Origin of the sequence: Paenarthrobacter sp. TAF1, from assembly GCF_052113825.1 — a bacterium.
GTDB lineage: Bacteria > Actinomycetota > Actinomycetes > Actinomycetales > Micrococcaceae > Arthrobacter > Arthrobacter nicotinovorans.
On sequence record NZ_JBFRDO010000004.1, the window covers coordinates 163278 to 187896 of the forward strand.

Annotated in this window: 24 protein-coding genes, 1 other RNA gene and 1 riboswitch; of the genes, 7 read left to right on the forward strand and 18 right to left on the reverse strand. The window is 61.6% G+C overall.

Features of this window, described 5'->3' with window-relative positions:
* Positions 1-68: 68 nt before the first annotated feature.
* From hisN to AB4Y81_RS07025, 4 genes are all read left to right on the forward strand, one after another.
* On the forward strand, positions 69-893 hold the full coding sequence (gene hisN, locus AB4Y81_RS07010) for a histidinol-phosphatase (protein ID WP_064721722.1): 825 nt from the start codon (positions 69-71) through the stop codon (positions 891-893).
* 170 nt (positions 894-1063) lie between these two features.
* Positions 1064-1177: riboswitch (SAM riboswitch) on the forward strand.
* A gap of 32 nt (positions 1178-1209) precedes the next feature.
* On the forward strand, positions 1210-2616 hold the full coding sequence (locus AB4Y81_RS07015) for an aminotransferase class V-fold PLP-dependent enzyme (RefSeq protein ID WP_055972057.1): 1407 nt from the start codon (positions 1210-1212) through the stop codon (positions 2614-2616).
* A gap of 47 nt (positions 2617-2663) precedes the next feature.
* On the forward strand, positions 2664-3485 hold the full coding sequence (locus AB4Y81_RS07020) for a class I SAM-dependent methyltransferase (RefSeq protein ID WP_441995581.1): 822 nt from the start codon (positions 2664-2666) through the stop codon (positions 3483-3485).
* A 9-nt stretch (positions 3486-3494) separates the two neighbouring features.
* Positions 3495-4208, forward strand: a complete 714-nt coding sequence (locus AB4Y81_RS07025) for a metal-dependent transcriptional regulator (protein WP_416428225.1) — start codon at positions 3495-3497, stop codon at positions 4206-4208.
* Positions 4209-4226: 18 nt separating this feature from the next.
* Here the strand turns inward: AB4Y81_RS07025 and AB4Y81_RS07030 are convergent, their stop codons facing one another.
* On the reverse strand, positions 4227-5681 hold the full coding sequence (locus tag AB4Y81_RS07030) for an MFS transporter (protein ID WP_416428223.1): 1455 nt from the start codon (positions 5679-5681) through the stop codon (positions 4227-4229).
* Positions 5682-5712: 31 nt separating this feature from the next.
* Here AB4Y81_RS07030 and AB4Y81_RS07035 point away from each other — a divergent pair, with 31 nt between their 5' ends.
* On the forward strand, positions 5713-6087 hold the full coding sequence (locus tag AB4Y81_RS07035; protein ID WP_026266935.1) for a hypothetical protein: 375 nt from the start codon (positions 5713-5715) through the stop codon (positions 6085-6087).
* 7 nt (positions 6088-6094) lie between these two features.
* Here AB4Y81_RS07035 and AB4Y81_RS07040 read toward each other — a convergent pair whose 3' ends face one another.
* Both AB4Y81_RS07040 and AB4Y81_RS07045 read right to left on the reverse strand, forming a co-directional pair.
* Positions 6095-7066, reverse strand: coding sequence for a S1C family serine protease (locus tag AB4Y81_RS07040; RefSeq protein ID WP_441995653.1), 972 nt, complete (start codon positions 7064-7066; stop codon positions 6095-6097).
* A gap of 379 nt (positions 7067-7445) precedes the next feature.
* Positions 7446-7730: a helix-turn-helix domain-containing protein gene (locus AB4Y81_RS07045; RefSeq protein WP_441995582.1), complete on the reverse strand. Its 285-nt coding sequence runs from the start codon at positions 7728-7730 to the stop codon at positions 7446-7448.
* Positions 7731-7850: 120 nt separating this feature from the next.
* Here AB4Y81_RS07045 and AB4Y81_RS07050 point away from each other — a divergent pair, with 120 nt between their 5' ends.
* On the forward strand, positions 7851-8864 hold the full coding sequence (locus AB4Y81_RS07050; protein ID WP_441995583.1) for a DUF6602 domain-containing protein: 1014 nt from the start codon (positions 7851-7853) through the stop codon (positions 8862-8864).
* 526 nt (positions 8865-9390) lie between these two features.
* Here the strand turns inward: AB4Y81_RS07050 and AB4Y81_RS07055 are convergent.
* The 15 genes from AB4Y81_RS07055 to AB4Y81_RS07125 all read right to left on the reverse strand — a co-directional run bounded on the left by AB4Y81_RS07055 (position 9391) and on the right by AB4Y81_RS07125 (position 21565).
* The gene (locus AB4Y81_RS07055) at positions 9391-10242 is read right to left on the reverse strand and encodes a tyrosine-type recombinase/integrase (protein WP_441995584.1); all 852 of its coding nucleotides are present in this window, start codon (positions 10240-10242) and stop codon (positions 9391-9393) included.
* A 297-nt stretch (positions 10243-10539) separates the two neighbouring features.
* Positions 10540-11025 carry a DUF6221 family protein gene (locus AB4Y81_RS07060; RefSeq protein ID WP_441995585.1) on the reverse strand — a complete coding sequence of 162 codons (486 nt, stop codon included), beginning with the start codon at positions 11023-11025 and terminating at the stop codon, positions 10540-10542.
* A 97-nt stretch (positions 11026-11122) separates the two neighbouring features.
* Positions 11123-11491, reverse strand: a transfer-messenger RNA (tmRNA) gene (gene ssrA / locus AB4Y81_RS07065).
* Positions 11492-11592: 101 nt separating this feature from the next.
* Positions 11593-12063 carry an SsrA-binding protein SmpB gene (gene smpB / locus AB4Y81_RS07070; protein WP_018776399.1) on the reverse strand — a complete coding sequence of 157 codons (471 nt, stop codon included), beginning with the start codon at positions 12061-12063 and terminating at the stop codon, positions 11593-11595.
* A gap of 65 nt (positions 12064-12128) precedes the next feature.
* Positions 12129-13544 carry a M23 family metallopeptidase gene (locus AB4Y81_RS07075; protein ID WP_018776400.1) on the reverse strand — a complete coding sequence of 472 codons (1416 nt, stop codon included), beginning with the start codon at positions 13542-13544 and terminating at the stop codon, positions 12129-12131.
* A 55-nt stretch (positions 13545-13599) separates the two neighbouring features.
* Positions 13600-14514: a permease-like cell division protein FtsX gene (gene ftsX, locus AB4Y81_RS07080; RefSeq protein ID WP_018776401.1), complete on the reverse strand. Its 915-nt coding sequence runs from the start codon at positions 14512-14514 to the stop codon at positions 13600-13602.
* A complete protein-coding gene (gene ftsE, locus AB4Y81_RS07085) occupies positions 14511-15275 on the reverse strand; it encodes a cell division ATP-binding protein FtsE (protein ID WP_018776402.1) in 765 nt (254 codons plus the stop codon). The genes ftsX and ftsE overlap by 4 nt, the downstream gene beginning before the upstream one ends.
* A gap of 208 nt (positions 15276-15483) precedes the next feature.
* Entirely contained in the window at positions 15484-16605 is a 1122-nt protein-coding gene (gene prfB / locus AB4Y81_RS07090; protein WP_441995586.1) for a peptide chain release factor 2, read from the reverse strand.
* Positions 16606-16669: 64 nt separating this feature from the next.
* Entirely contained in the window at positions 16670-17080 is a 411-nt protein-coding gene (locus AB4Y81_RS07095; protein ID WP_275779946.1) for a pilus assembly protein TadG-related protein, read from the reverse strand.
* Positions 17081-17211: 131 nt separating this feature from the next.
* Positions 17212-17601: a hypothetical protein gene (locus tag AB4Y81_RS07100; protein ID WP_441995587.1), complete on the reverse strand. Its 390-nt coding sequence runs from the start codon at positions 17599-17601 to the stop codon at positions 17212-17214.
* A gap of 118 nt (positions 17602-17719) precedes the next feature.
* Complete coding sequence (locus AB4Y81_RS07105) at positions 17720-18067, reverse strand: TadE family protein (RefSeq protein ID WP_018776406.1); 348 nt, start codon at positions 18065-18067, stop codon at positions 17720-17722.
* Between the two features lie 83 nt (positions 18068-18150).
* A complete protein-coding gene (locus AB4Y81_RS07110) occupies positions 18151-18390 on the reverse strand; it encodes a hypothetical protein (protein WP_441995588.1) in 240 nt (79 codons plus the stop codon).
* A gap of 159 nt (positions 18391-18549) precedes the next feature.
* Positions 18550-19491 carry a type II secretion system F family protein gene (locus tag AB4Y81_RS07115; RefSeq protein WP_441995589.1) on the reverse strand — a complete coding sequence of 314 codons (942 nt, stop codon included), beginning with the start codon at positions 19489-19491 and terminating at the stop codon, positions 18550-18552.
* Positions 19488-20342 (reverse strand): type II secretion system F family protein, encoded by an 855-nt coding sequence (locus AB4Y81_RS07120; RefSeq protein ID WP_110503930.1) that lies wholly within the window; start codon positions 20340-20342, stop codon positions 19488-19490. Before AB4Y81_RS07120 ends, AB4Y81_RS07115 begins: the two co-directional genes overlap by 4 nt.
* On the reverse strand, positions 20342-21565 hold the full coding sequence (locus AB4Y81_RS07125; protein WP_079580559.1) for a CpaF family protein: 1224 nt from the start codon (positions 21563-21565) through the stop codon (positions 20342-20344). The genes AB4Y81_RS07120 and AB4Y81_RS07125 overlap by 1 nt, the downstream gene beginning before the upstream one ends.
* A 633-nt stretch (positions 21566-22198) precedes the next feature.
* Between AB4Y81_RS07125 and AB4Y81_RS07130 the strand changes: the two genes are divergently transcribed.
* Positions 22199-24589, forward strand: coding sequence for a GH25 family lysozyme (locus AB4Y81_RS07130; RefSeq protein ID WP_441995590.1), 2391 nt, complete (start codon positions 22199-22201; stop codon positions 24587-24589).
* Positions 24590-24619 lie beyond the last annotated feature (30 nt).

Genomic DNA, 24619 nt, shown 5'->3' on the forward strand with positions numbered 1-24619 from the left:
CACTGGAAAACTGAGGGTGCAGCGGTAACGTCCCCACCGCCGCCAGTATTTCAGGATAGTTTGGTGCCATGACCCAACCCGCTTCCACCTACAACGACGACCTGCGCCTGGCCCATGTCCTCGCCGATTCCGTCGACGCCCAAACCATGGATCGCTTCAAGGCCCTGGACCTGCAGATCGAAACCAAGCCGGACCTCACCCCTGTCACCGATGCCGACAAGGCTGCGGAGGAGGCTATCCGCGGTCAGTTGTCGCGCTCGCGTCCACGTGATGCAGTCCTGGGTGAAGAGTTCGGCAGCAGTGGCCACGGATCGCGGCGCTGGATCATCGATCCCATCGACGGAACAAAGAACTTTGTCCGCGGCGTTCCAGTATGGGCAACGCTGATCGCGCTCGTCGATGAAGGCGAGCCCGTCGTTGGTGTGGTCAGCGCTCCGGCGTTGGGCAAACGCTGGTGGGCAGCCAAGGATATGGGCGCCTACATGGGTCGGTCCCTCGCTTCAGCAACCCGCCTCAAGGTGTCCAACGTTTCACGCCTGGCCGACGCTTCCATGTCCTACTCCAGCCTGTCCGGCTGGAAGGAGCGGGGCAATCTGGACGAATTCATGGACCTCACGGAGGACGTCTGGCGCACACGTGCCTACGGTGACTTCTGGTCCTACTGCCTCGTGGCCGAGGGCGCGGTGGACATCGCCTGCGAACCGGAGCTGAACCTCTACGACATGGCGGCGCTCGTCCCCATCGTGACGGAGGCAGGCGGGCGCTTCACTTCCCTGGAAGGCGAAGACGGACCGTTCGGCGGCAACGCCCTGGCCACCAACTCCATCCTGCATTCGGAAGTCCTGAAGCGGCTGAACCCCGGACTGGACGACCTCCTGCAGTCCCAAGCCTGAGGCCGGCACTACTCCGGATTGCCGAATTTTCGACGGCGGACGCCCGCTTTTGTGCGCGTCCGCCGTTTTTTGTTCGCGGAAACTGGGATTTGGCATTCCGCGTAACAAAGCGCTTAACAAAACCCCACGGCTTTGGATCGTCCCCCGGACGTGCCTTAGCCTTTTTTACAGGTCACGAGTGCCAGCGCTAAACCCCGGTTTGCTGGCCGGCAACCCTCCATTCGCGGTGGGGTGCCCCGGGTGACGACCCGGCCGGTCCGGAACGGATGCGGCAAGCGCGGATCCCCCTGTGGGGGTCCCTCTTGAGTGAGGTCCCATGAGCACAGTCACGTTCAACGCAAACACCATCCCTTCCTTTGTTGACGAAGCCGCCCTCGAATCGGCAGCTGCGCGTCCCCTCGCCGCCGTCACGGGCGCGGAGCTTCAGGCGCCTCTGATCCAAGGTGGCCACGTCCGCTATGCCAACCTCGACTACGGCGCGTCAGCCCCTGCGCTGACGATTGTTTCCGCCTACCTCAACGAGGTCCTCCCGTACTACGCCAGCGTTCACCGCGGGGCAGGCTTCGCCTCGCAGATCAGCACCTCCGTCTACGAGAATTCCCGGAACATCGTCCGTGACTTCGTTGGCGGACGTGCAGACGATTCGGTGATCTTTACCCGGAACACCACGGACTCCTTGAACCTGCTGGCCGGCTGCCTCCCGCAGGTCGACGGCGGGTTTGCCGGCGAGGTCCTGTACTTGGACATTGAGCACCACGCAAATCTGCTGCCGTGGCAGGGCGTGCCGCACCGCAGCGTGGTTGCGGCGCCGACCCTGGCCGGAACGCTGGACAAGATCGAAGCCGAACTGGCCCTGGGCGGCGTCAGCCTGCTCGCCGTCACGGGCGCCTCGAACGTCACCGGAGAGATCCTGCCGATCGCCCGGCTGGCCGCGCTGGCCCACGAGTACGGCGCGAGGATCGTGGTGGATGCAGCCCAGCTCGCTCCGCACCGCCGCGTCAACATCGCAGAGGCAGACGTCGACTACATCGTCTTCTCAGGACACAAGCTCTATGCGCCGTTCGGCGCAGGAGTGGTAGTGGGCCGCCCGGACTGGCTCGACGCCGGGATCCCGCACCTGGCAGGTGGCGGCGCTGTCCGCGAAGCGCGCTTGGACTCGGTTAGCTGGGCCACGGGTCCGGCGAGGCACGAGGGCGGTTCCCCCAACGTCCTGGGCGCCGCGACGCTCGCCCGCGCCACGCAGGTGCTCGCCGGCCTCGACCAGGACGCCTGGCACGCACACGAAGCGGGCATCCGCAGCTACCTGGTTGAGGGCCTGGAAGCCATCGACGGCGTAACAGTCCACCGGATCTTCAGCGATTCCGAGGACACCATCGGCGTGGTCAACTTCTCCGTAGAAGGATTCGACGCCGGACTGGTCGCCGCATATCTGGCGGCCGAACACGGAGTGGGCCTCCGCGACGGACGTTTCTGCGCGCACCCGTTGCTCAAGCGGCTGGGACTGCCTTCGGGTTCCCTGCGCGCAAGCTTCGGCGTCGGCTCCCGGTTGGAGGACGCCACCAGGCTGCTGGCAGGCATCGAGGAACTCAAGCGCAACGGCCTGGGCTGGGACTATGTGGTGGACGAGGGCCGTTGGGTACCGGCCAACGACCACCGCAGCTACCCCGAGTGGGCGCCCAACACCCCGGGCACAGCCGGTGCCGCTCCCTGCACGGTCGACTAGAGGGTAAATTCGTAGGGTACCTCTAACGGCCCTGTGAAGGAGTTTGCGTGTCCCTGCGCTCAGCGAACGGCGCTCCAGTCACTCCCGGTCCCGCCGGTCCCCGCGGACCCAAACTCCATGCCTCCCGGCGCCATGAACTTGGCCAAAGCTTCCAGGATGGCGGAGAGCACTACGATCGCGTGCGGCCGGGCTATCCTGTGGACTCCGTTGATTGGCTCCTATCTGAAGGGGCATCGACAGCTGCGGACCTCGGCGCAGGAACGGGCAAGTTCACGGCACTCCTGGCCGGACGCGGACTTGAGGTGGCCGCCGTCGACCCTTCCACCGATATGTTGGCGCAACTGCGAAAGGCCTACCCCGATGTTCACGCGACGGAGGGGACGGCCGAGGCAACCGGACTGGCGGACTCAGCATTCGACGTCGTCAGCGTTGCCCAGGCCTGGCACTGGTGCGAGCCCCTTGCCGCGAGCACGGAGATCGCCCGTATCCTGCGCCCCGCAGGGGTTCTGGGGCTGATCTGGAACCAGTTGGACACCTCAATTCCCTGGGTCCACAGGCTCTCGCGCATCATGCATGCAGGCGACGTCCACAAGCCGGGATTCCGGCCGGTAATCGGCCCGGAGTTTCACGGACTGGAACGCCACCTCACCAGGTGGGAGGACCCGCTCTCGCCCGAGGACATCATGGAGTTGACCAAGTCGCGCAGTTACTACCTGCGCGCCAACGAAGCGACCCGGGCCAAAGTCATGGGCAACCTCCAGTGGTACCTCTACGAACACCTTGGCCACGCGCCGGGAGACACGGTGCCGCTGCCCTACCTGACGCAGACCTGGCGTGCATACAAAGTCCACGATGCCACACCACGGTAGGCTAGGGGGGTGAAGACCAGTACGCCCTCCTCCTCGATCGAGGACTACGTCAAGGTCATCTACTCCTATACGGAGTGGCAGGACAAGCCGATCACGTCCTCACAGCTTGCCCTGCGGCTCGGGGTCGCCAATTCCTCGGTGTCGGAAATGGTGCGAAAGCTCAAGGACCAAGGCCTCGTTGACCATCAGCCCTACAGCGCCATCCGTTTGACCTCCGAAGGCATGCGCCTCGCTCTTTCGATGGTTCGCAGGCACCGCCTCATTGAGACGTACCTGGTGGAGGAACTCGGCTATAGCTGGGACGAGGTCCACGACGAGGCCGAGATGCTGGAGCATGCGGTGTCCGACACCTTCATCGAACGCATGTCAGCCAAGCTCGGCCATCCCGTGCGGGACCCCCACGGCGATCCGATCCCGTCAGCGGACGGTGCCGTTGACTTGCCGCATGCGTACCGCATGATCGAACTCGACCAGGGCCACTCGGGCCGCATAACCCGCATCAGCGACGAAAACCCCGAACTCCTCCGGTACCTTGCCGCAGAGGACATCGCGCTCGACGCACCCGTTGAAGTCATGGGGCGCAAGCCTTTCGGCGGGGCATTGGTGGTCCGGATAGGCAGCGGCGCTTCCGGTCGGGAGTTTGACCTGGCAGATGAAGTCGCCTCCGCGCTGTGGGTGAAGAGTGCCGGCACCCACCAAGGCTGCGTGCTCCCGGCCAGCTGACCCTTGCCGCACGGATGGTCAGCCGGGCTGCCCGGCCGGACCGCCGTCGTCGGACGCAGCATCCGGTTCCCGTTCAGCGGCAGCCGCCGCCTCGCGTGGCGGGTTACGGATCCCGACGGCGGACGCCAGCGCGCCGGCCAGGAACAGCAGGGCGGTCACCACCAAGGCGTTGTACAGCCCTTGCCTGGTGAAAACCGGTCCCACGATCACGCCCGCGAAAGCGATCGAAATCAGGCCTGCGATACGGGCAACCGCGTTGTTGACGGCAGAGCCGATTCCGGCTTCCGTCGGCGGAACAGCGCCGAGGATCGCGGCCGTCAGAGGCGCTACGAGCGTCGCCAACCCCAGGCCGAAGACAATCTGGCCGGGCAGCACCTGCGTCCAGTAATTGAGGGGCTCCTGCACGGACAGGGACATCAGGAAGCCCACACCGCACAGCAACGGACCGATCGTCATGAACCATCGAGGACCGTATTTGCCGGCCAGGCCACCAAAGTATGAGGCTCCCAGCATCAGGATGACGGTGCCCGGGAGCAAAGCCATGCCGGCCACGGTGGCACCCAGCCCTCCGACCTGCTGCAAGTAGATTCCCAACACGAAGAAACCGAGGGATATTCCGGCATAGATGGCCAAGGTGCCGACGTTGCCCCAGGCAAAATTGCGGATCCTGAACAGTCCGAGCGGCAGCATGGGCTCGGGCGTCCTGCCCTCGTGGAACAAGAACAGGACCATGGCCAGCACACCGAGAATCAGAGGCACCCACACCTGCGGACTCCCCCATCCCATGCGTCCCTGCTCGATGAACGCGAAGACCGGACCGCCCAAAGCAACCATGGCCAGGAACGCCCCAAGATAGTCGATCCGCTTCGTCTTGTCCCTGGCGGCGTCGGAGGCGCGAAGACCGGCGAGCATGGGCCAGATGGCCAAGGCCGGAACCACATTGATGAAGAAGATGACCCGCCAGGACAGAAGATCGACGGCGGCGCCACCGATCAGCGGACCAACAATGGCCGCCGCGCTGGTCCATCCTGACCACTGGCCGATGGCCTTCGATTGCGCCGGCCCGGAGAACGACGTGATGATCATGGCCAGCGAACTTGGCACCAGGAGCGCACCTGCGATCCCTTGGAGGGCCCGTGAGACCACCAGGACTTCACCGCTCCACGCCAAGCCGCAGAGCATCGACGTGACGGCGAAGCCTGCCAGGCCCCATTCAAGGATCCGTGCCCGCCCGAAATGGTCTGACAAAGACCCCGCCACCAGAATCAAAGCCCCCAGCGTGAGCAGGTACGCGTCCACCACCCATTGCTGTATCACCAGGCCGCCACCCAGCTCCCGGCCGATGGCGGGCAGTGCGAGATTCACCACAAAGCCGTCCAGGATGGCAACGAACGACGCCACGATTGCCACCACAAGGACCCGTTTTTGGAGGGGTGTACTCGGCAACAGGACAGGAGCGTCAGTCATGTGCACAGCCTACGCCGCGTAAGTCCCGTATCGTTGAATGGTGATCAGCAGACGTGATGCCGCTTTGGCCCTTGATATTTCGATGGAAATGGCTCAGCGCCACGGCATTCCGTCCCGACTCTCCGAAGCCGAGCTCCGCGACCTTCAGGACAATCCGCCGGCCTGGCTGGCACAGTCCCGGGCCAACAGAACAGGAAAGCGACCTGTCTGGGTCCACCTCACCTGCGCCGTCTGCGGCTATTCCGAGGCAGTCCGACCCAAGAAATGGTGGCCGGACTTTTCCTTCGTCTTCTGCGGAACCCACCGGAACAGTGAACTCCCCAAGCTCTTCCTGGGCGAGGTCCGGAGCGAGTACGAAGGCGTCGGCAGCCGCTTTGTCGGCGTCGTGGATGTTCCGGAGAACAAAGCCTAGGCAACCTTCACTGCTGGCCCATTTCCGATGGATAGGCCGTGAGCTGAACAGTTTTGCCGTCCCGTAGTACTGTCAGCGGAAAAGCTTGCCCGATAGCACCCTCGAACAGCAGTTTCTGCAGGCTTTCCGCGCTGGACACGGCCCTGCCCTGCGCCCGGAGCACGAGGTCCCCCGCCAGTAAACCGGACTTCTCGGCGGGCGAATTGGAAATGACCTCCACCACCCTCAGGCCTTCCTTCTGGCCGGTCCTCACCACTGCGCTTGCATCCAGCGGAATTGGGGTGCTCACCAGGCCCAGATAGGCACGGCGCACGCGGCCATCCCTCAGCAGGGAAGCGATGATGCGTTGCGTTGTCGTATTGATGGGCACCGCCAGGCCCAGCCCCAGACCTGCCACGGCAGTGTTGATTCCCACGATGCGTCCCTTGGTATCCGCCAGTGCACCTCCGGAGTTTCCCGGGTTCAGCGCTGCATCGGTTTGGATGACGTCCTCGATGACCCTCCTGTGCTCGCCTGCACGGACAGGGATGGATCTTCCCAGGCCGCTCACCACGCCGGCGGTGACAGAGCCGGACAACCCCAGGGGATTGCCCACGGCGACCACCAGTTGACCTACCCGCAGGGAATCGGCGTCGCCCAGCAGGGCCGGCGGCGGTGTGGATTTCAAGCCGCGGACTACGGCCAGGTCAGACAACGGATCTGCGCCCACCAGCTCCACGTCAGTATGCTTGCCATCGGCAAAGACGGCCCTGCCGGACTGGAGGCCGGCCACCACGTGGGCGTTGGTCAGCATGTATCCATCAGCGGTGAAGACCACTGCGGACCCGCTGCCGACCCGGACCTGGCCCCTGCGGCCTGTGCTCATCATTTCGATGGCGGCGACATGGGGTGTCACGGACTCGGCCACCCGGATAACCACTTGTGAGTAGGCGTCCAAGGCTTGCTGCTCATCCGGATCCTGATCGAATTCCGGCTCCATGCTCATTTTGTGCCTCCCGCTGCCTCCGGCGCCTTCCGCCGCCTGCCGGGCGATGCGCCTATCCACTTCAACGATCATCGGAATGCAGGTAGTCCTTGCCGCAGTACGCCTTAGGTGAACGCATCCGGTTCGGGGCACAGGAAAGCCCCCGGACCGCGAGGGTCCAGGGGCTTTCCCAGAGGTGGAGATGGGGGGGAATTGAAAACCCGTACGGCTATATTTCGGCACATCAGTTCGATCCGACTGCCGCAGAATCTCGCGGTTCTTGCGTATCCTGAATCTCACCCGTTCAGTCCCATGTTGGCGCAGCCAACAAAAGTTGGCGCAAAAAAAGCCCCATCCTCATTGCCGAGGGTGGGGCTCATTTTTCGTCTGGCTGTTACTGCTCAGGTCGTCTCATCTGGTTGCTGGCCATCGACTTCACGGCCGCCTGCAGGACGCCGAACAGGCTGACCTTCAACGCCTTGCAGATCGCCTCAATGTCATTCGCTGTGAAAGCAACTTCATTCCGAAGTCGCCTGGACAGGTAGCTCTGGGAGATCTTGCTGGCTTTCGCCAGTTGTGGGCCGCTCACCTGCTTATGCGCCATGACCGCCCGGAACTCGGCCGAGACGGCGCGCGCGAACGGGCCTGCTTCCGGCTGTTTACCTGTGGGCATAGACATGATCGTAAACCGTCCTTGGACTAGAAAACCCCATAGACGCATGATCTACCCCATATGGCACAAGGCAGGAGGATCGATTTCTGGCGCCCAGCTATCTGGTCCTGCAGGTAATATCCGGAGATGGCAACCGCAAAAAATGCAGAACCAGACGACGGCTTCATAGAACGGCATGATCCTATGCCCGGGCACGATCTGGAAGTCTTTCTAAACCAAGATCTGAACGAGATGGCATCCGAGTATGCACGGATTTTCGCCAGAGCCACAGAAGATCCTGGAACAGCCGGCGATGAAGGCGAAGAGAACTGGGCCCAACTGCTGAGGTCCTGGTTGCCCGATTCCTATACGGTTGTGACCAAGGGCAGGATCTTGGGCGCTGATGGTCGAGCCAGCCCACAGGTAGATCTCATAGTCCTGAAGCCGTCGTACCCGCCACGGCTGATTCACAAGAAGATGTACTTGGTAAGCGGCGTTGCCGCTGTTTTCGAGTGCAAAACGACGCTGAAGAGATCTCACCTATCGACTGCGGCGAAAACTGCTGCGGCTCTCCGGAAGCTGAGTTCGCCTCGCGAAGGAACCCCACACAGAGAATTGACCGGATCGCCGATGTACGGCGTTCTCGCCCACAGCCATGCGTGGAAATCTCCTGCTTCCACTCCTTTGCGACACGTTAAAGGTGCCCTAGAGCAGGATGCCGCCGCAGCTGCTCAACCGCGTGATTTGCTGGATTTAGTGTGTGTCGCAGACTTGGGTGCATGGCTGTTGGTGAAAGTGCCCCTGATGGGGAGGACCACCATGGGCGACCGATGGACGGACTATAAACGCAACTTCGGGCTTGATGAGGAAGGCGGCCCGGCCACTACTTACTTTGGTAGAACGACGGACCATCCTCAGATCCAACGAAACCCGATAGGTGTAGCGGTCGCCATAATTTTCCAAGTCCTTGCTTGGGAGAACCCTTCTTTTCGCCCAATGGCCGAATACTTTAGATTGGCAGGCCTATGGGGTGGAGGTACAGGCAACAGTCGATACTGGCGCCTTAGAGAGGTCTACTCGGAAGCGGTTGCGGACCGCCTGCTTGCCGGAGACTCATCCTTTTCTCTCGAATGGAACGAGTGGCAGCAGCAAATTCCGTAACGTATGAAGAAGGCCCCGGACCTGATCTGAACAGGTCCGGGGCTTTCTTCCTTCTCCGACCTCATACCAAAGTCCGCCGCGCCGGCGCTGAGGTGGATTCCTTTAGATTCCGCGCAGACGCGGATCGCCGTCTGCAGAACACCCCTTGCGCACGACACGCCCGGGGCGCCAGATATCACGGTCAATGCACTGGTCAGGCGGATCATTGTGCTAGTGGCGGCGCGTGAAGAAGTGCCACCCACAAAGAAGGACGGCGACAGCTATGGCAGCCAATGAGATAACGCTGACTTTGGGCGATTCAAGCTCGGCAGCATGGAGGGCAGTTCCCGACGGCGCAGGTGGACCCGCTTGGTGGATCTTTGAGGGGTCCGGCAGAGGCTCCTACCGGGGCTTGGTCGACCCAGAAAACGGGGCTTACTTCTGCCAGATGGGCGATGGATATGTCGACGACGAGCCTGGACAGCAGTCGGTAGAGACCATGGTCCTTCAGATCGCTGCCACGTTCAACCCTCAGCGACACCTGGGCTTACCCTAGCGCGTCAGCCGCCGCGGCATCTGACGCTTTGGACAGCCTCGCGTATACGCGGAGTGTGGTCTGCGGGTCTTCGTGCCCTAGCCGGGCTTGCACGACGTGCACTGGCACGTTGGCGTCCAGCAGGTGAGTTGTGTGCGCGTGCCGGATTTCGTGAATCCAAGGCTTCCTGTCAAGGCTGCCGTCATCGAGAAGTTCGGCCATGAGCGGCTGCCAGACGGACTTGTGGAACCGAGAGTTTCGGACGTACTCGCCGTCAGGTTGCCRGAACACGAACTCATCTAACCCGAGAGGTTTCACGTGCTCGGCAAGGTCTGCCGAGAGCGTGACGTTGCAAGTGACCGTCCGCTTCGCCTTCTTTGTCTTAGGCGGTCCGATCTCTTCACCACTGTCCGTGGCCTTCCATGCGCGTTCGACTCGGACGGCGGCGCGTCCTTCGCGGAAGGCTATGTCACGTTTCCGGAGTGCTGTAGCTTCGGAATAGCGGAGACCGGTGCCGCTAATGAAGCGGATGAAGAGCGAGTAGTGCGGTTGGATCCTCTCGGCCAGTAGCGCCAGATCGTCCGGCGACAGGGAGACGGCTTCTCGGGCTTCGTTCAGGTCAGCCTCGGCCACACCCTTGGCCGGGTTCCGTTGCATCAGTTCGAGGTCCATGGCCGTCACGAACGCAGCCGACAGCAACGCGTGGATGTTCTGCTTGGTCTTGCGCCCGAGCGGCTGGCCTGTTGGTTGGTTTGCGCGCGAAAGGACTGTGAGCCCGTCCAACCAGTCAATGACGGCAGCGTTGGTTACTTTGTCCACGGGCGTCTTGCCGAGGTCGCTTGGGTCGATGTGGCCGGCGGCCATGCGACGGTACTTTGCTATGGTGCCGGGCTGAGGTTTCCGGAGCAGGTCAAGGTGCCGGACAACGACTTCCGAACCCGTCGGCGCAGTGGAGTCCTTGCGCGTCTTGGCTTTGGCTGCGATGTCAAAGGTGTTGCCGTTCGCGTCAAAAAGGCTTTGAGCTCGTTTGCTTTGTCCCGCGCTTCCGTCTGTCCGTACTCCTTGACTGATTACGTTCGTGTGTCGAGCTTCCCGCCGGGTTCGCGCCAGTTGACGGTGTAGGACGTGATCGTGCCGTCAGGGCGTGTACGCGTTCGGATGCTAGCCACGGACCCACTCCTGCTGGTAGTCGGGGTGGTCTGCGTAGACGGCAGCGAGAGCACGAAGAGTATCTTCCACAACACGCGTCCGAGCCTCTTGGGTGAGTCGACCCTGCGTCGCATTCGCATCTTCCGCGGCACGGGCGCGAGGTGAACGTCGCGAGTCACGAATCTCGCGGTGGACTGCATAGAGATCCAGGATCGCCTTTTTCGCCGCGCACTCGGCAAGCACTCTCCCGGGCCACCATGCATTCATCAGTCGATGGTGCGCTGGAGTCGCGTAGCTGTCACCCCCAACGACGTGCGCGGAGTACTCCCATTCATCTTCGAATGCCCGACCGTCACGACTCACGGAAGCGGCTACCGCCAGCTTTTCATCCTCAACGAGTCGGGCTTCAAGGAACGCGATGACGCTGGCCACAGGGTCCTCGCCGCTCTCCCCCGAACGTTCGGGCTGTTCTGTTCTGTCTTCGCGCTCTGCCAACACGATCCCCCATCCGTCCTGATTCTCGCCAACAAAATTGGGGTTCTGGCCAACAGGCAAAAAGAAAACCCCGGAATCGCGGGGATTYCGGGGCTAACTATAGTGGAGATGGGGGGAATTGAACCCCCGTCCGATGTCGTGTTGTCAGGGCTTCTCCGGGCGCAGTTTGCGTCGGATTTTCTCGGCCCCAGCCATCCTGCAAACAGGTAGCTGATCCGGGCCCAGTCATCTAAGAGTCCCGTTTACCTCAATGACGAAGGCAAACAGCAGTGGCTATCTAAATGACGCCAGGAACCGGGGCGATAGCAACCCCGGGCTGACGGACTGTCTTACTGCTTAGGCAGCGAGAGCGAAGTCAGTGCGCTTAGATTCGGCACTTATTGGTTTGCAGACAGCGTTTACGAGATAATTCTGCATCCTCGGCCCGCTTCACCTGTCGCGACTAACATCGTCGAAACCGATCATCCCCGTATTTTGTTACCAAACCCGACAGAAGGGTTAATCTCCTGTCGGACTACTCATCATAACGCATCCAGCAGGCAAGTAATTCCCCCTGGTACACCCACGTGCCTACCGGCGGTTGCGTTCACGCAGCTCACGGAGCGATTCACGCTTGTCCTGCTGCTCACGGAGGGTCTGCCTCTTGTCGTAGTCCTTTTTACCGCGGGCGATGGCGATCTCCACCTTTGCCCGTCCGTCCAGGAAATACAACTGCAGCGGAACTACCGTGAAGCCGGACTCGCGGATCTTCTGCGAGATCTTGTCCAGTTCATCGCGGTGCAACAGGAGCTTACGACGCCGGCGCGCGGCATGGTTGGTCCAGCTCCCCTGGTGGTACTCGGGGATATGGATACCTTCCATCCACAACTCGTCGTTGTAGAAGGTGCAGAACCCGTCAACCATTGAAGCGTGGCCTTCGCGGAGGGACTTCACTTCTGTCCCCATCAGCGCGATGCCGGCCTCGTAGGTATCCAGGATGAGGTAGTTGTGCCGGGCCTTCCGATTGGTGGCCACTACCTTACGGCCACTTTCCTTGGGCACGGTAGAACTCCTTGTTAGTTGCGGATTTGAACCAGTGTACGCCAGAGCGGGCCGTTTCCCGGACCCTAGAGAAGGGTCATGGGATCCACCGCTGTACCGTTCAGCCAAGTTTCGAAGTGCGCGTGGCAGCCTGTGGAGTTACCCGTGCTGCCCGAGTAAGCAATGAGCTGGCCCTGCGCGACCCTCTGCCCGTTCGCCACCACGATGCTGCTGTTGTGGTAGTAAATCGTGGTCAGCGAGTTGCCTTGCACCACACCGTGGGACAGCTTGACGCGCCATCCACCGCCGTCGGCAGAGTTCCAGCCTGAGTTGAAGACCTCACCTGCGGCTGCGGCGTAAACGGGAGTCCCGCACGGGGCGCCGAAGTCGATGCCGGTGTGCATGTAACCGCCGGTGCCGTAGAAGTCGATGGTGCCGGGCGGCGTCGCGCGCCATCCGAAGCCCGAGGTGATCGGAACATAGCTGGCGAAGGGATGGCGCAGGCCGAACGCCGACGGCGAACCGGCAGCCGGCGGAACATAAGGAGCTTCAGGAGGTGCCGGGCGTCCTGCGGCAGCGGCTGCCGCAGCGGCCGCGGCTTCTGCTTCGGCGGCGAGCCGGCGCTGCTCCGCTTCCCAGGCTTCCCGCAGTTTGCGGTCACGCTCGACGATCTCGGCAGCAACAGTGTCCTGTTCCGCCTTGACCCGCGCGAGGTTCGCTTCAATCCCCGGCTTGGCCGCTTGCAACTGTCCGTTGAGGCGCGTGGTGTCCTCGATCAGCTTGTCCACTTCAGCCTTCTTGCTGGCTGCCTCGTCCCGTGCTGATTTCTCCCGCTCAAGTGCCGCGTCTGCCTTGGCCTTAAGATCCTGGATTTCTTCCTCGACCGCCACCAGTCGCGCTTGTGAATTCACGTTGGTGGCGTTCTGCTGGGTCAGTTTGGTCATGGCCGCGTTCTGGCTTCGCATGGCCTGGTCAGCGAGATCCATGGACTCGGTCAGGTTGCCGGACTCGCTGGAACCGAACAAAAGGGCGACATTCGTGGGCACGCCGCCGGACTTGTAGGCCTGCGACGCGATCTGCCCGATCAGCTTCTTGGTATCGGTGATCTTCTGCTTGTCGTTTTCCAGCTGCTCGGTAATCTTGGCCTTGTTCTGCTGGGCGAGTTCCACCCTGGCGGCCAAAGCCTCCACTTCCTTGACGGCACTCGCGACGCGGCCCTGCGCTTCAAGCAAAGCCTGCTGGGCGCCGGGAAGGCGGCCCTGGTAGATCACAAGATCGCCGGCGGCTTTCGCAATATTCGAGTCGACGAACTCCAAGGATGCCTGGACCCGTGCGGCCTCTGCTTCCAGTGCGGCCTGCTGGTCTTCGAGGTTGTCCGCATGCGCTGCAGGCGCTCCCGACAGGAGACTGACAGCCAGCCCGACGGCGAGGACGGCACCCAGCATCCGAGCCTGGCCCGACGCAAAGCGCCGACGCAGGGAGTTCGGGTCCAACGTGGTCATCAGGAATCCTTTTCGCTTGCAGCAGTGGTAAGTCCGAGGGGCATGGCCTTCATGGCTAAACCTTCAGGTATCGCCGGAGAGTCAACAGCGACGAGATCCCCGCCAGGCCCGCGCCCAGGGCGATGAGCACAGGGGCGATCACCAGGACTTGGGTGGAGGAGATAAACGGAGTATTCAGGAATTGCCGTGACAGGTCGCCGTTGAGCCAGAAGTGCGCCATCAGCCACAGGGTAACAGAGGCCAAAACCGCTCCAACGACGGCGGCTATGACACCTTCAAGGATGAACGGCAGCTGAATCACCGTCTTTGAAGCACCTACCAGCCGCATGATGCCCGTCTCCCGCCGTCGGCTGAAGGCCGATAGCCGAATGGTGGTGGTTATCAGGAGGACCGCGCAGAAAATCATCACCGCGGCCACGCCGACAGCCGCTACCGAGGCTCCGTTCATCCACGAGAAGATCCGTTCCAGGACCTGTCTCTGGTCGCTGACTGTTTCAACCCCTGGCTGGGAGGAGAACGTCTCGCTGATGATCTGGTACTTTTCCGGGTTCTTCATGTTGATACGGAATGAGGCCGGCAACTGGTCCTCTGATACCGAATCAACGATCGGAGAGTTCGAGAACTGTTCCTTGAAGTGCTTGTACGCCTCGGCCTGGGATTCGAACTGGAAATCGTTGATGTACTGCTTCACCGCAGGAGACTCCAACATGGCCTGGAGGTTTTCCTGCTGCTCCTTCGTCGCCGGTCCCGACGCGCAGCCGACCGCCGTCGAACCGTCGTTGCAGAGGAAGACCGCCACCTGGACTTTGTCGTACCAGTAGCCCTTCATCTGGTTGATCTGCATCTGCAGCATTCCCGCCGCACCAACAAAGGTCAGCGAAACAAAGGTCACGAGCACAACGGAAATAACCATGGACAGGTTTCGGCGCAGACCACTGCCGATTTCCCCGAGGATGAAAAGGAGCCTCACAGCTGTGCCCCCTGCGCGCGGTCGAGTTCTTCGCCGCTGGCGTCCCGCAGCCGGCGCGATTCGCCGACTACCGGAATCATTGACGTGTACAGGGCCTTCGCTTCGTCGCGAATGACCTTTCCGTTTTTGAGCTCCACAACGCGGCGGCGCATTTCGTTGACAATGTCGTCATCGTGGGTGGCCATGACCACAGTGGTGCCGTTCTGGTTGATCTTGTCCAGGACGCCCATGATTCCCATCGAGGTAATAGGGTCCAGGTTTCCGGTCGGTTCGTCGGCAAGGAGGATTCCCGGACGGTTGACGACGGCGCGCGCGATCGCCACGCGCTGCTGCTCGCCACCGGAAAGCTCGTGCGGCATGCGCCGTTCCTTGCCTTCAAGGCCCACGGTCTTCAAGACCTCGGGGACCGTTTCGCGAATAATGGAGCGGCTCTTCCCGATGACCTGCATGGCGAAGGCAACGTTGGCGAAAACGTTCTTTTGCGGCAGCAGGCGGAAATCCTGGAACACCACGCCAATCCCACGGCGCAGCTTGGGCACACGCCAACTCGAAATGTTGGCGACATTCTGGCCGGCAACGTACACGGATCCGGCTGAGGCCTTGTCTTCCTTGAGGATCAACCGCAGGAAAGTGGATTTGCCCGAACCAGAGGCGCCCACAAGGAACGTAAATTCGCCTCGGTTGATCTCAAGGCTGACAGAATCGAGCGCCGGTCGGGCATTCTGCTCGTAGACCTTGGTGACATTCTCAAATCTGATCATGGCCCTTAGTACCCCGCCGGACATGACATGAGTCGCCCAGTCCAACAGCCGGAGCGCGGGCTTTCGATGGGGGAAGTGAGAGCACCGGCCACTCGACTATACGCACGGGTAGGCCAGCATTACGGGGCTTTCGGGGGCGTGTCGCGTAATAAGGGCCGAGTCTGGGAGCCCTCTGCCAGCCTCCTGCTTATTGGCTGGCTGCTGCGTCTTACTGGTTGGCCGCTGCGTTGCGGTTACCGGTGCGCCAACGGATGCCGGCGTCGATGAAGTCATCAATGTCGCCATCCAGCACGGCCGAAGTGTTGCCCACTTCGTGTTCGGTCCGCAGATCCTTGACCATCTGGTAGGGGTTCAGCACGTAGGAGCGCATCTGGTCGCCCCATGAGGCTTTGACGTCCCCTGCCAGTGCCTTCTTCTCTGCGTCCTGCTGTTCCTTCTTAACCAGGAGCAAACGGGACTGCAGCACGCGCATGGCGGCTGCCCGGTTCTGGAGCTGGGACTTTTCGTTCTGCATGGAGACCACAATGCCCGTGGGAATGTGGGTCAGGCGTACTGCGGAGTCAGTGGTGTTAACGGACTGCCCGCCCGGGCCGGAGGAACGGAAGACGTCAACCCGGATCTCGTTGTCGGGTATTTCGATTGAATCCGTCTGCTCGATCAACGGGATGACCTCAACGGCTGCAAAGGATGTCTGCCGGCGGCCCTGGTTGTCGAACGGACTGATGCGCACCAGCCGGTGAGTGCCGGCTTCCACACTCAGGGTGCCGAAGGCGTAGGGGGCCTTGACCTCGAACGTGGCGGACTTCAGGCCGGCTTCTTCAGCGTAGGACGTGTCCATCACCGTGGTGGGATAACCATGGCGTTCAGCCCACCGCAAGTACATTCTCATCAGCATCTCGGCAAAGTCGGCTGCATCGACTCCACCCGCTCCGGCCCTGATGGTCACCACGGCTTCGCGTTCGTCGTACTCGCCGGAGAGCAAGGTGACTACCTCAAGCTCCGCGAGGGCTTTGCGGATGGACACCAGCTCTTTGGCGGCCTCGGCCATTGAGGCTTCGTCGCCTTCATCCTGCCCAAGTTCGACCAGGACCTCGAGGTCGTCAATCCGGGCTGCGAGCTTTTCGAGTCGTTCGACTTCCGATTGGCGGTGTGACAAACGGGATGTCACCACCTGGGCCGATGCGGGGTCATCCCAGAGGTCCGGGGCCCCGGCCTGCTCGCTCAATTCGGCGATTTCAGCCTTGAGAGCGTCAACGTCAGTGACGTTTTCGATGGAGCCGTAAGTTGCTCGAAGTGCGCGGATTTCTGCGGGAAAATCTATGTCAGCCATGGTTATCCCAGCGTACGCTATCCATCAGGCTCCCTTGGCTGTCCGGCTTTTGTCCGTAGATTCATTACTGCGTGAGCCTCGACCGCGCCGTCGCCCTGACCTCGACGACGATTCCATCCGGCACCAGGAAGCTGATCACCGGCGGGTGGGCGACGGACCTGAGAACCACCACTGCCGTCCCGCCAGGCTCACTTCCGGTTCCCTCCCCCACTTCCAATCGCTCGTGGCCTGCGAAGGCGTTGCTTTTCCCAAGATATGAGCCTGCAGCCGCCAGCACCCGGTCATCCATCAGAGACACAGCAGGTAGGCTCCCGCCCTCCAGGTCACCCACCAGGTACGAGTCTGCGGCTGCGAGCGCGGCTCCGTCAGCCAAGGACAAGAGCTTCTTGTGTTCCAGGTACACCGAGGAAGCGGCCATCACCACTGTGGCCAGGAGCAGTGCCAGCACCACATATCCGAGAATCAGCACTGTAATTTGCCCGTCATCGCGGTGGAGGACGCCATTGCGAGGCAGAATGCCAAAGCGATGCGGGCCGCCGTATCTGCGTCCCCCGGGAGGCCTGGACGCTGTGAGGGGTCGAGGACTTCTTACGTTTTGTTTCCGGGTCATTGGTAGCGACCAACTATCTGCGTGGCCGAGGCGGATACCTTACTGGCACTGAGCTTCAGGGTGTCACCGAACGGGACCATGGGAAGCAGAACATCGACGTGGACAGTAACGGTGACACTTGCCCCTGCTGTCAGACAATTTTCCCGATCACACGAAATCTCCACCGTGGCCTGATCCGGCGTTTGCCCGTAGTCGGCCAGCGCCACAATTACGGACTGCTCCGCCGCTTTCCTCGCGCTTGCCGGGTCGTGCTGAAGGACGAAAACTTTCGCGGCCTGGTCGGCCGCTCCGACCACTCCAAACGATGCGCCCTGGATTTGCCCAATGGTCACCACGAAGTAAATCAGTGGCACCATCAACAGGACTGCGAGAAAGGTAAATTCCACGACGGCGCTCCCCCTTTGTCCTTCGATGTTCCGGTCGCGCCCTTCGACCGACAGTTCGGATAAGCACAGGACGTAGCACATCCTTAGCCGGAGCGCTTTGCCAAATGAATGTGCCGCTTCAACCAGGAAGGGCGGCATGGCCGTGCACCTCCATCAGGCCTTCAGGTCCAACCAACCCGAGGACCGGCATCGGCGCCTTCACCGTCACCTCCAGCGTGCGGATGCCATCCATTACCTCTTCGCTCGTGGTGATGCTTTGTGCGAAACCCTCGTTCAAGGCCGCGGTAATCAGCTCCGCCGTCCGGGCTTTTGCCTCCGATGACGTCCGGTCGGCCAGCGCGCCGTACCTCGCTCCCGAAGCTGCAGCGTCAACGAGCGTGTTTCGTACATGCAACACCAGCATCAGTTGAATGACCGACATGCAGAGCAGGGTCAACAGCGCTCCAACCAATACGAAGTCCACCACAGCCGTTCCTTGTTCTCCGGTGGCTCGGGTCGAGTCTGAAGGGCGAAGGACAGTGGAGAACAGGGCCTGCCCCTCCACGCGGCCTATTTGCCCACCTTCGACATGGCCTGAGTGAACAAGTCATTCAAGGCAGGTGTGGCGAGGGCAAGAAGTCCAGCGACCAAGACCGCTGACATGAGTGTGATCATGACCCATCCGGGCACGTCTCCTCGTTCTTGCTCCTCTGGCTGCGGTGCCGCCCGTAAAACGAAGTCAGTGAGCAAAGCCCACCCCGACACGATACGGACTGGTGCAATGGGCGACCTGCTGGCAAATGTTTTCATGATTCTCCCCAATAACGGTGATACGGCGTTGTCGCTGTGGTGCTGTGTGACAGTGATGCTGTGTTGTTGCTGTATTGCTGTGTTGCTTTCCTGTGACTGTGGCGCGCTGCTGCTCCCGCTTGTTCCGGGCCGCATTCCTGCAGGAGGAGATGCAAGGAACTAGAGGCTCATCTGCAGGGCTGCGATGGCTGGAAAAGCGGCAAACACGACCGTTAGTGGCAGCACACCGAAGACGAGGGGCACCATCATGGCTATCTCCTTGCGGCCTGCGGATTCCATCAGCTCCCGCTTGGCGGCATCCCGGACATCGGCGGCCTGTGCCCGAAGCACATCTGCCAGTGGGGTCCCGCGTTCGACAGCCACCACCAAGCCATCAAAGAACCTGACCAGTGGTGGTAACTCCGCTCGGCTGGAAAAGGACTGAAGTGCTTCCGCCAGAGGCTTGCCGGACCGGGCATCCGCAAGAATCAGCGCGAACTCGTTGGAGAGTTCCCCTTGGGAGCTACGGCTCACCCGGTCCATCGCGCCCATTGCGCTTTCGCCCGCAGCTACGGCCAGAGCCATCAGCTCAGCAAGGCTTGGAAACTCGGACAGCATCCTTCTCTCACGTCGCTTGATCTGCTGCCCCAGAACCATATCGCGGAGCACATAACCTCCCAAGGCAGCCCCAACGACCAAGACGCAGGACACCGCCGGATTGAACTGCCCGGATGCCGCGCGTGCTGTGACCACGAGCAACGCCACGACCAGACCTCCGCTGGCCCAAAGGATCTGCTCGACCCTGTAGTCAAGGATCGTTTTGGAGGACCCGGAGCGGGCCAGCTTCTTTGCCGCGACGGCGGAGCCAACGTTCAACCGCGACATGTTTTTCACCGCGTCCCGAAAGATGGGACGAAGGATTCGTTCCAATGGTCCAAAAGGTGTGAGGTCCGGCTCTTGCGCAAGCAGGAGGCGTGACTCGAGGTTCCTGGATTTCAGCTGAGGGCTGATGCGCTCCGTAAAAGTCATTCCCCGCAGGAACGGCAGACGCGTCAGGACGAGCCAGCATCCAATTCCAAGGACGGCGCCGAAGACCGCGGCCCAAGCCGTCGACGTACTCATCGCAGAACGCGTTCATCATCAGGCAACGCACCAATTCGAAGCATCAAGGAATAGCAGCACACGGAAACCAGCAAGCCAGCGAGAAGCACCATTGCTCCCACGGTTGAGTTGTAGGCCGGCATCGCTTCCGGACGGCTGGCCATCAACACCAGGACGATCCACGGGGCCGCGACTGCCAACCTCGCAGCGTTGATAGTCCATGATTGCCTGGCTTCCAGCTCACTCCGGGTGCGGGAGTTGTCCCTGAGGAAGTCGGACAAAGTCCCCAGCATTCGGCCCAGGTCGGATCCGCCAACCTCGCGGGTCATTCGAAGGGCTTCAATGATGCGATCGGCCACCGGATCCGCGAGACGGTCCTTAAGCCTGTCCAACGCAGTCTCAAAATGCCCACCGGAGCGGTAGTCGGCACCAAAATCCACGAAAAGCGGCCGCAATTCCTCCGGTCCTTTGGATCCAAGCTGAATGAGCGCTTCAGGCAGGGCAAGGCCTGCGCGAATAGCCGAGCGCAGGTGGTCCACGACATCCGGCCACAACAAGCGAAGCGCCGCACGACGCTTTCGCGCCCTCCGCCTCACGATTGCCAAGGGGGCCCAGGAACCGAACAACCCGAAGCATAGCGCGACCACCGGCGCCCTTGTGATGAGGAAGAAGACCGCCATGACCGCACACCCAAAACCCCCGCAGGTGAGGAGCAAGGCTGATCCTGTGACCTTTTCAATCCCTGCTGACAAAAGCAATTGGTCCAGGCGGCGTCGTTTCTTTTTCCGTGGCCTGGCTGTGGGTTGATCCCAGGTGGACCACCAGATAAGGAAAAGCCCCAAGCCACACAGAATGCCCAGTAGAGGCGGCATCAGTTCACCTCCAACAGCGCGGAGACGTCGAAGCCCGCGCGGGCAAACTTTTCCGCAGCGGGCATCGCGTTGGGCCTCGGCTGCAGTTGGCCTGCTGACATCCCAAAGACAGTGGAGGATTCGATGATCCCGTTTTCAACCCTCCGCCCCAAAGCAAGGACCTCCGTTATCTGCCTTCGCCCTGTCGGATGCCTGCCGCAATGCACCACCAGATCAATGCACGACGCCACTGTGGGGACCACAAAGGCACTGGCAATGTTGGCTCCGGCGAGAAGGGGCAATGTGCAGATCTTGGTTACGGCGTCGTGGGCAGAATTGGCATGCACAGTGCACATACCGGGAAGCCCGGAGTTGAGGGCGATGAGCATGTCCAGGCTTTCGGCTTCGCGGACTTCGCCCACAATGAGCCTGTCGGGCCGCATTCGAAGGGCTTCCTTGACGAGCCGCCGCAAAGGGATTTCGCCCTCACCCTCCAGATTCGGTTGACGGCACTGAAGTCCGATGACATCCCGTAAGGGAAGCTGGAGTTCAAAGATTTCCTCCACCGTGATGACCCGCTCGCGTGAACCTATGTGCGCTCCCAGGCAATTGAGAAGGGTGGTCTTTCCCGCCTGCGTGGCGCCGGAGACAAGAATGTTGAGGCCGCTCGCTACTGCCGCGCCCAGGAACCTCGCAGCTTGTGGTGTCAGGCTGCCGAGCTCTACCAGGTGCTCCAGGCGGCTGGCGCGCGCGGTGAACTTCCTGATGTTCACGGCCCAGTGCCTCCGGGTGATGTCCGGGATTGCCACATGCAGCCTCGAACCGTCCGGAAGTGCGGCGTCCACGAAGGGCGATGACAAGTCCAGTCGTCGTCCGGAAGTTTTAAGCATTCTCTCTACCAGGTCCCGGACCTGCTGCTCACTGAGGCTGATCGTAGTCAGCTCGGATTCACCATTTCGGGCCACGTAGACCTCGTGGGGAGCATTGATCCAAAGCTCCTCGATCGACTCATCGTCCAGAAGCGGCTGCAATGGCCCGAACCCCGCGACAGCGTCGTAAATCAGACGACGCGCCGACTCGAGGTGACCCAAGGGAGGAAGCGGAGCGAGGAGGGCCCGTTCGTCGTAGTCGTTGACTGCCGCGTCCACCAGGCTTCGGACATCACCAGCCTGTTCCAGTGGATCCAGACCACGACGCCGGATGAGCTCCCTGACCTCCCCCTCGACGATCCTTACAGCATCCACAGCTCTCCCCCGATGGTCACGATTGCGTAAACGAGAGGCGCATCTCGAGTGACTTACGCTAAGCGAGCCCAAGGTCCGCCTCAAGTCAGTCCGGACAGCATGTGGATAACTTGGGCTCACTGGTCCCGGGGGCATCGTGAATCCCACTAGTCACTCCTGTTTCAGAATGTTAGGGTAAAGCCCGTTAGGAGCTGGCCTTTGGTCTCACGCGCAGGCGCCCCGGAGCTTGTCCCTAAGCCACACCATGCACCGCTGAGCCGCGGTACAGGGCCGGATGTGATGATGAAACGTAAATTTTTGGACCCGGTCGGACGCATCCCCATGGTGCGGGCAGGGCTGGCGCTCACCGTCGCCCTTACGGCAGGCAGTTTCCTTTGCGCGCCCGCATGGGCACAGACATCCGGTCCGCAGCCGGCGCCCACTTCTGAGGCTCCTGGCGGCGGATCATCTCAGGGCCCCCAGCCGGCTGGGAACGGCCCGGCTTCACCTCCGGTTGAAAGCACACCACGGCAAGGAAAGCTGCCTGACCAGCAAGCGCCGATCACCGGCGTCGAACTTACACCCGGTGTAGCGTCCCAACCTGCGCCTGACCCGGCCGGCAAAGCCGAAGCGCAGGCCACAAAACCCAAGTCCATGCCTGGTGACGCACCCGACGCCGAGAGTATGAAGGCCGCCATGCGCGCCGCCATCCCGGCCGGCGGCGCGGAAATGGGCCAGCGCTCCCCGAGGGTCGTGACGAACAAACAGGACAAAGAGGCGGCGGCACCGGCCCGAGGCAAGGCCGTAGGAGCAGCGGTCAAGGCCACGGTACCGATGGCGGCAGACACAGGCCACTGGCGGCCCACCATTGGAATCCAAGGGCAGGACGTGAGCGCACACCAGGGCAACGTCGACTGGCAAAGCCAATGGAGCCAAGGCTCCCGGTGGGCCTACGTCAAGGCTTCCGAGGGAAACTACTACCTCAACGAGAACTACACCCAGCAATACAACGGTTCACGGAATGTTGGCATGGTTCGCGGCGCGTATCACTTCGCCATCCCGAACTGGTCATCCGGAGCAGACCAAGCCAGGTACTTCGTAGCGAATGGAGGTGGCTGGTCGGCCGACGGCTACACTCTTCCTCCGGTGCTTGACATTGAGTACAACCCCTACGCGGGCCGGACCATCAACGGCTTCTATTTCGGCAACACGTGCTACGACATGTCCAAGGCCCAACTGGGTCAGTGGGCTGCCGACTTCGGCAACACCGTCAAGGCCTTGACCGGTCGATTCCCCGTCATCTACAGCACGACCGACTGGTGGAATACCTGCGTAGGCAACAGCACCTTTGGGAGCTACCCGTTGTGGATTGCTTCCTATTGGAACAATCCCACCAATTCGCCGGGCTCGCTGCCGGCCAGTTGGAACGACTACTCAATGTGGCAGTACAGCAGCACGGGCCCCTTCGAAGGCGACTCGAACATCTTCAACGGCACCTTTGATGAGCTCCGTACCTTTGCCCGGGGTGTTCCGACCCCTTCGAATCCCTCCATCCGTTCCGGAGCGGATGTGCTTGCGGTGATGCCTTCGGGACGACTCGATAATTTTCCAGCCGACGGCCAGGGACGTATCTCCGGGCCCGTGACCATCGGCTCCGGCTGGGGCAACGCCCTCTCCGTCCACGTCGTTGACTGGAACCAGGACGGAGTCCAGGACATCCTGGCCCAATGGGCCGACGGAACACTCCAGGTTTTCCGCGGCACTTCCGGCGGCGGCTTCAGCACGCCCATCCAAGTGGGCAGCGGCTGGCAGGAAATGTCGCTTGCCACCGGATGGTGGAACTCGAAGGATGCCTTCCCTGGAGTCATTGGCCAGGACGGCAGCGGCAACCTGTACCGATACCAGAACGCCTCGGGCGGTGCTCTGGGCGGCGGTGTCCTGATAGGTACCGGATTCAGTGGGCACCAGTTCAATCTCCTGGACTTTGACGGCGATGGCAGCCAGGACCTCGTCACCAGAACAGGCGACGGAACGATGCGGTTGTTCCGCAGCAACGGGCTCGGGTCCTTCCTTACAGAGCCGGCACGGCTCATCGGAAACGGATGGTCCGCCATGACTTCAGTCAGCTCCGCAGCGGGCTTCAACGGCTCCGGCTCGCAAGGACTGCAGGCACGTGCCGCCAACGGCGATCTCTACTATTACCCTGCGGTGAACGGCTCGTGGGGTAACCGCTTCCTCACTGGTCTCGGCTGGAACGATGCCCTGCTCGTTGGTGGTGCCCCGGTCAACGTCGAGGCAACACTGGGCGTGGATGAACCCGATGTCCTTGCCATCCGGCAGGACGGCAATCTTTACCGGTATGCGGGCTCAGGTTCCGGCGGACTCACCTCTCCCGAACTGATCGGGAAACAATGGACAGGATTGAAGGCGGGCTTCCTTACTGATTGGAATGGCGACGGCGCATTGGACATCCTTGCCCAGTGGAGTGACGGCCGGCTGACACTCTACCCGGGCTTCAAGGGGGCCGGCTTCGGCTCTCCCATCAGTCTGGGTACAGGCTGGCAGGACTGGACGCTGACCGTCGGGACGTGGAAGAAGTCCGATCCCCGGCCAAGCATTGTGGGATACGACCCCGCAGGCCGGTTGTTCCAGATCGGCAATCCATCAGGCGGCGCACTTGGAACGCGCACCCAGATCGGGACCGGCTGGTCAGGCCTGGACATAGTCCAGATGGATTTCGACAAGGACTCAAACGCCGATCTCCTGGCTAAAACCGCTTCGGGAGACCTCATGCTTTACCGGTCGACCGGTACCGGGAGTTTCATCCCGGAAGCTCCGGCAACCATCGGTACAGGGTGGAATGTCATTAACAGCTTTGGAGCAATCCGAGGATTTGCTGGAGCGGGTTCAACCGGCATCATAGGTCGAACAACTGGCGGGGAGCTCCGCTATTACCCCGTTGGGCAAAACCGTGCATGGGGTCCAACCAGCGTCATCGGATCCGGCTGGACAGGGCTGAAGATCCTCTCCCCCGCATCCAGGTAGCGCCAGGCAGCCGACAAACGTCGACTGGCG